6 protein-coding genes are annotated in these 5,701 nt (G+C 69.1%); 3 read left to right on the top strand and 3 right to left on the bottom strand.

Annotation, left to right across the window (positions count from 1 at the left end; genetic code table 11):
- Positions 1-836: glycoside hydrolase family 3 protein (locus tag G6026_RS10100; protein ID WP_182613098.1), on the bottom strand; the 836-nt coding region annotated here is incomplete at its 3' end.
- Positions 837-1,092: 256 nt separating this feature from the next.
- On the opposite strand from G6026_RS10100, the gene G6026_RS10105 reads away from it, so the two are divergent.
- Both G6026_RS10105 and G6026_RS10110 read left to right on the top strand, forming a co-directional pair.
- Positions 1,093-2,403, top strand: coding sequence for an MFS transporter (locus tag G6026_RS10105; protein WP_309230208.1), 1,311 nt, complete (start codon positions 1,093-1,095; stop codon positions 2,401-2,403).
- 25 nt (positions 2,404-2,428) lie between these two features.
- Positions 2,429-2,866, top strand: coding sequence for a hypothetical protein (locus G6026_RS10110; protein WP_182613100.1), 438 nt, complete (start codon positions 2,429-2,431; stop codon positions 2,864-2,866).
- 66 nt (positions 2,867-2,932) lie between these two features.
- On the opposite strand, the gene G6026_RS10115 is transcribed toward G6026_RS10110, so the two are convergent.
- Together G6026_RS10115 and G6026_RS10120 are read right to left on the bottom strand one after the other, a co-directional pair.
- Positions 2,933-3,529, bottom strand: a complete 597-nt coding sequence (locus G6026_RS10115) for a DUF308 domain-containing protein (RefSeq protein ID WP_182613101.1) — start codon at positions 3,527-3,529, stop codon at positions 2,933-2,935.
- A gap of 97 nt (positions 3,530-3,626) precedes the next feature.
- Positions 3,627-4,538, bottom strand: coding sequence for a helix-turn-helix domain-containing protein (locus tag G6026_RS10120; protein ID WP_182613102.1), 912 nt, complete (start codon positions 4,536-4,538; stop codon positions 3,627-3,629).
- Between the two features lie 80 nt (positions 4,539-4,618).
- Here G6026_RS10120 and G6026_RS10125 point away from each other — a divergent pair.
- Positions 4,619-5,701: proton-conducting transporter membrane subunit (locus G6026_RS10125; protein ID WP_206682024.1), on the top strand; the 1,083-nt coding region annotated here is incomplete at its 3' end.

Genomic DNA, 5,701 nt, shown 5'->3' on the forward strand with positions numbered 1-5,701 from the left:
CGCCCGACATGGGCCCGGTCGAGCTCGCCCTGCCGGGCGGCGTGGACCACGTCGGCGTCGTCGAGGTCGGCGGGCCCGGGCATCTGCAGGTCCAGCCCCGCGCGTACGGAGGCCACCCGGTCCGCCACGGCCCCCCAGTCGCTGATGACGGCCCCGTCGAATCCCCATTCGTCGCGCAGAAGGTCGGTGAGAAGCCACCGGTTCTCCGAGGCGTACACACCGTTGATCCTGTTGTACGCCGTCATCACGGACCACGGCCGTGCGTCCCGCACCACGCGTTCGAAGGCCCGCAGGTAGATCTCCCGTAACGGCCGCGGGTCGACGTCGGAGCTCGCCCGCATGCGGTCGTGCTCGGAGTTGTTCGCGGCGAAGTGCTTGACCGAGGCTCCGACGCCTCCCGCCTGCAGGCCGCGGACGAGTTGCGTCGCCATGACCCCGGTGAGGTGGGGGTCCTCGCTGAAGTACTCGAAGTTGCGGCCGGCCCGCGGGTCGCGCTTGATGTTGATCCCCGGACCGAGCAGAACCCCCACCCCGACGGCCAGCGCCTCGGTGGCCAGCGCGGCCCCGATCCGGCGGGCCAGGTCGGGATCCCAGCTCTGCGCCAGCCCCGACGCCGGGGGGAAACACGTGGCCGGGTCGCTCTCGGCGAGTCCGAGATGGTCCGAGGCCCCGGACTGGAACCGCACCCCGTGTGGCCCGTCGGTCAGGACGAGTTCGGGCACCCCGGCCAGCTCCTCGGTGCGCCAGAACGAGGCGCCGCTCCCCAGCGCCGCCTGCTGGTCGAGATCAAGACCGAGGTCGGGGTCGGTCGGTGCCGACCCGGTGTCTGATGTCATGTGGTGGACCCGTCCTGGAGTGTCGTTCTCTTGTAGCACGCGCCCGTGCCTCGTCACCGTCGTACGCCCACCGCGGTGGGGGTGACGCGGGGCCCGGTTTCTGTACGATGCCCCGGTGATCGCCTCGCCCCACCCCGAGAACAGCAGCGGCCCCACCGATACGGCGGCGGACCCGGCCGGCCGGACCGACGCGACCGGTGCGTCGTCGGTTCCGACCGACCCGACCGACCCGACCGGGACGGTCCCCCGGCGCCGGATCATCTTCGCCTCGCTCATCGGCACGACCATCGAGTTCTACGACTTCTACATCTTCGCCACCGCCGCGGTCTCGGTCTTCCCTCTGCTCTTCTTCCACGGCGGCGACTCGGGCGCCGCTCTGCTCGCCTCCATGGCGACCTTCGGGACCGCGTTCGTCGCCCGACCGCTGGGCTCGGTGATCTTCGGCCACTACGGGGACCGGCTCGGGCGCAAGGTCACCCTCGTGGGGGCCTTGCTCACCATGGGGATCGCCACGTTCCTCATCGGACTGCTGCCGACCATCCACCAGATCGGGTTGTGGGCCCCGGCGATGCTCACCATCCTGCGCTTCTTCCAGGGCATCGGACTGGGCGGCGAGTGGTCGGGCGCGGCTCTTCTGGCCTCCGAGACCGCGCAACCCGGCAAGCGGGCTTTCGCCGCGATGTGGCCGCAGCTGGGTGCGCCGTTCGGATTCATCCTGGCCAACGGACTGTTCCTGGTGTTGACCACCTGGTTCGCCTACGACTCCACACACAGCGACCTGGCCGATCCGTTCCTGGTGTGGGGCTGGCGCCTGCCTTTCCTGCTGTCGATCGTCATGGTGGCAGTCGGCCTCTACGTCCGTCTCCGCATCGAGGAGACGCCGGTCTTCGCCCGGGCCATCGCGGACGACCAGCGGGTCAAGACGCCGGTGTCGGAGGTCTTCCGCAAGAGCTGGCGGGAGATCATCCTCGGCACCTTCATCATGCTGGCCACCTACGGCCTGTTCTACCTGATGACCACGTGGATCCTGTCCTTCGCGATCGGCGGGGAGGGCACCGGCGGGCTGGGGTACGGGTACCGGCCGTTCCTCACCCTGCAGGTGCTCGCGATCATCCTGTTCGCCGTGTTCGTGCCGGTGGCGGGGCTCCTGGCCGACGCGCTGGGGCGGCGACGCATGCTCATCGGGGTCACCCTCGCGATCATCGCCTTCGGGCTCAGCTTCGGCTGGTGGCTGGATCCCGAGGCGATCGGGACCGGTGACGACCTCGACGTGACCCGGATGCTGCTCTTCCTCTGCGTGGGGATGATGCTCATGGGGCTGACCTTCGGGCCGATGTCGGCCGTACTCCCGGAGCTGTTCCCCACCAACACCCGGTACACCGGCTCGGGGGTCGCGTACAACTTCTCGGCCATCCTCGGTGCCGCCCTGACCCCGTTCGTCGCGGTGTGGCTCGTGCAGAACTACTCGGTCGCCTACGTCGGGTACTACCTGGCGGGGCTGTCGGTGCTGACCATCATCTCGCTCGTCCTGGCCCCCGAGACCAGTAAGAAGTCCCTGTATTCGTGACCTGCCGGCCACTAGAATGGGGGGTATGAACGCGGTCTCCAGGCTCCTCTTCGGGCTGTTGGTCTTCAACGGGGTCACCGCGGCCGGCGGTGGGCTCGCGCTCATGGTCGGGGTGATCCCCGACGAGCCCTCGTGGATCGAGCACACCGACTTCCCCACCGTCTATTTCGCCGGCGTGATCCTGCTCGCGATCGTCGGGGGCAGCGCGCTGTTCGCCGCGACGGCGTTGCTCAAGCGGAGCCCGGGATGGCAGGCCGCCAGCCTCCTGTCCGGCTGGATCATGGTGGTGTGGATCGCCGCGGAGATCGCCTCGATTCGCGGCTTCCACTTCCTGCAGGTGGTCTACGTGGTCACCGGGGTCGCGGTGATCTGGTGCACCCCGACCGCTCCGTCCTCGACCACGTCGCCCCCGGCCTCCGTGTCGCCAGCCGCCCGGCAGCGGTCCTCGGAGACGGGCGGGTGAGATCGGCGACCGGGTCCGCGGTCGCCGTGGAGACCGCGGACCCCGTCGGCGCGTGCGTGTGTGCGCTCAGCGCGAACCGCCGTGGGACAGCGCGCGGAAGACGTTGAGCGCCCCGAGCACGACGAGGGAGACCCCCAGGAGCCACCACAGGAAGCCGGCGCCCCACACCGGGGTGCTCAACAGGGAGACTCCCGCGAGGACCGAGATGATCGCGAACACGATCGTCACGCCCTTCGCCCCGGACTCGCCGAGGGTGAACAGAGCGGTGAAGCCCTCGATGATCCACATGACGCCGATCATCACGGTGATGAAGATGGCGAGAAAGGCCGCGGATTCCTGCAGTGAGACAAAAGCGAAGACGCCGGCGATGACCCACAGCAGGCCGAGCAGGACGTGACCGACCCGACTGCCCGTCCCGTGGTTCTTGGCGAGCAGGCCGACCGAGGCGTACACGACCCCGCCGACGATGGCGTAGAAGGCGAGCACGCCGGTGATGGCGACGGCGGTCTTCTCCGGCCAGACCAGGACGGCGATACCGAAGCCGATGGCCAGTAGGCCGCCGGTCAGCAGCGCGAGACGGACGCTCTTGGCGACCTGGGCAGCGGTGGTCTGGCCAGCTGTGGGCTGGGAGGCGGAGGGTTGTGAGGCGGTGGACGTGGACATTCTGGGTACCTCGCTCGAAAGAGGCGGACGACCGCAGGCGCGATCAGCGAAATTTAACGTAGCGCGGACGCGGCACCGGCGCCATGAGTTCTGTGAATCACGGGGGAGGCGGGACCCGGTGGAGAGGCGTCCCATGCGCGACCCCGCCCGGGTGGGCCGGCTCCCGCTCGTCACCGGCCGGACCCGGTTCGATGACCGGACCTCGGAATCCGTGCTCATCGGAGACGAACCATCGTCCGGTCTCCACCTGTGGACAGATGGCTCCGAGCCGACGTAACTCCGAGGTGATGAGCGTCGGCGGGTGGTCTGCCGCGAAACAGGCGTAGAAGGTCGCCGGGAACGGAGCGTGCGGATGTCGGGAGGCGACGGAGGTCAGCGCGACTCGTCGCGCGTGGTCGGTGCCGGCGTCCCGCTGTGGTCGTGGCACGTCGATCCAGACCAGGGTCCACAGCCCTGACATCGAGACCGAGCTCCGAGCCGCCAGAGACGCCTCGCCCATGACCATGCGGGAGCGCCCGTCGTCGCCGGCGAATACCCAGACGCCCACCAGCGCGGTGTCCTGGGGGCTGGCGGGCGGTAGGACGCGTCGGAGATGGGCCATATAGGAGTTGGCGCCTCTCACCGCGGCGGCGAGATGGCGTGTGTCGCTGACCAACAGCACCGCCCACGCAGAGGTCGTGGCCGACCGTCGGGAGTCGAGTCGTGTGACCGGGGCCAGAGTCGGCCCGGGACCGGGGGGCCGGGTCGCCCGGGGGTAGACGTCGAGGACGGCGGCGTCCCGTCCGGTGGGCACGCGGGAGGCCACTCTCTCGTCCAGCCGGTATCGGCCGCTCGGGATCCCGGGGTCGAGCGTGAGGTATCCCGCACCCTCGAGATCTCCGACTATTCGCCGGACTTCCGGTTCGGGTATGCCGACCCGGTCAGCGATCTCGTGGACCCGCAGGTGGTCGACGCGGGCGATGCACATCAGCACCCGCGCATGACTGGTGAGGAAAGACCACTCCGACACGGTTCTCATGCTACATAACACGATTCTAAATTCGTACTGTTGAATACGCGTCTTTAGTGTCGTATAACAGACGTGTCCGGATGCACGAGGTCGCGGTGACGAGTGAGCGGCGGTTCGAGCCGCCGGAAGGGGGGACGGTGAACGTCCTGCTGGTGGTGTCGGTGCTGTGTCCTGTGGTGACCTGTCTGGCCGGACGCGCGGGGCGGCGCGCGGGCCGAATCGCTGTGGCGGCCACCGCCCTCGCCACCGCGGCAGCGGTGGTCGTCGCCGTCGTCGTGACACTCGACGGCCCGGTGTCCGCGGTCATCACCACCGGGTCGACCGAGTCGGTGGTGATCGGGTTCACCGCCGACCGGGTCTCGATCCTGCTGTTGCTCCTGGTGCTCGGGGTGAGCGCCGTGGTGCAGGCCTTCTCCCGCCGGTATCTGCGGGGCGATCCCCGGGCGGGTCGCTTCGCCGGCGGGACCGCGGCGATCACCACCGCCACGGCGGCGATGGTGACGTCGGCAACCCTGATAGGTCTGGCCCTGGCATGGTCGGCCATCGGTCTCGGGCTGTGGTGGCTGTTGTGGGTGTATCGCGCTGACGCCTGGGTGCCGCAGGCGGTCGCCCGAACGGCGCGCATGGTCGTCGTCGGCGACGTCGCTCTGTGGACGGCAGTGGTCGTGGCCACGGTGCACTGGGGAAACGTGGATCTGCGCACGCTCGATCTGCCCACGACGACCTCAGCGGAGGGGGCGGTGGTGGCGGTCATGCTCGTCGTGGCGGCTATCGCACGCTCGGCGCTCATACCGATGTCGGGGTGGCTGCCCGCCACCGTCGCCGCACCGACACCCCTCTCGGCCCTGTTGCACGCAGGCATCGTCAACGGGGGTGGGGTGCTGATGATCCGGGTGCATCCGATGATCGATTCCTCCGTGACCGCCATGCTCCTGGCCTTCGCCGCGGGAGCCCTCACCGCCGTCTACGGCACCGCCGTCATGTTGACCAGGCCCGACCTCAAGTCCGCACTGGCCTATTCCACGGTTGGACAGATGGGATTCATGGTGATGACCTGCGCACTCGGCGCCTACTCCGCGGCGTTGTTCCACCTGCTCGCCCACGGGATGTACAAGTCCACGCTCTTCCTCGGCTCCGGGTCCGCGGTGGCCGATCACCTCGCC

The organism is Dietzia sp. DQ11-38-2 (genome assembly GCF_014145055.1).
GTDB lineage: Bacteria > Actinomycetota > Actinomycetes > Mycobacteriales > Mycobacteriaceae > Dietzia.